This is a genomic window from Proteus sp. fly-1067, assembly GCF_040139345.1.
GTDB classification, from domain to species: Bacteria; Pseudomonadota; Gammaproteobacteria; order Enterobacterales; family Enterobacteriaceae; genus Proteus; species Proteus vulgaris_B.
The window spans coordinates 1-576 of the sequence record NZ_JBEEUL010000189.1; the positions used below are offsets into that span (position 1 = coordinate 1).

General features: G+C 42.2%; 2 protein-coding genes. Both read right to left on the reverse strand.

The features are described from left to right. A partial coding sequence (locus tag ABN217_RS19920; protein ID WP_349459954.1) for a TCP-1/cpn60 chaperonin family protein occupies positions 1 to 279 on the reverse strand: 279 nt, incomplete at its 3' end. A gap of 51 nt (positions 280 to 330) precedes the next feature. Further along, on the reverse strand, positions 331 to 576 hold a 246-nt coding region (locus ABN217_RS19925; protein WP_349459955.1), incomplete at its 5' end, for a co-chaperone GroES.

Genomic DNA, 576 nt, shown 5'->3' on the forward strand with positions numbered 1-576 from the left:
TGTTGCAGTTGTAGTACCGTCACCCGCTGCATCATTCGCTTTAGAGGCAACTTCTTTTACCATCTGTGCGCCCATGTTTTCGAATTTATCTTCTAATTCGATTTCACGTGCAACAGAAACACCATCTTTGGTGATAACTGGAGAGCCGAATGATTTATCCAGAACTACGTTGCGTCCTTTAGGACCTAAAGTTACTTTAACTGCATCCGCAAGAATATTCACACCACGAAGCATTTTTACGCGTGCATCACTACCAAATTTAACGTCTTTAGCTGCCATTATTTCTTTCCTTTAAATTCTTTTCGTTAGTTGAGAAGATCTAAGTGAAAATTACGCTTCAACAATCGCTAGAATGTCACTTTCTGACATGATCAACACTTCTTCGTTGTCGATTTTCTCAGCTTTCACGCCATAACCGTCGTTAAAAATAACGATGTCGCCAACTTTCACATCCAGCGCTTTAATTTCGCCATTTTCGAGGATGCGACCGTTACCAACGGCAAGGACTTCACCACGCGTAGATTTACCTGCTGCTGTGCCAGTCAGAACAATGCCGCCAGCAGATTTTGATTCAAC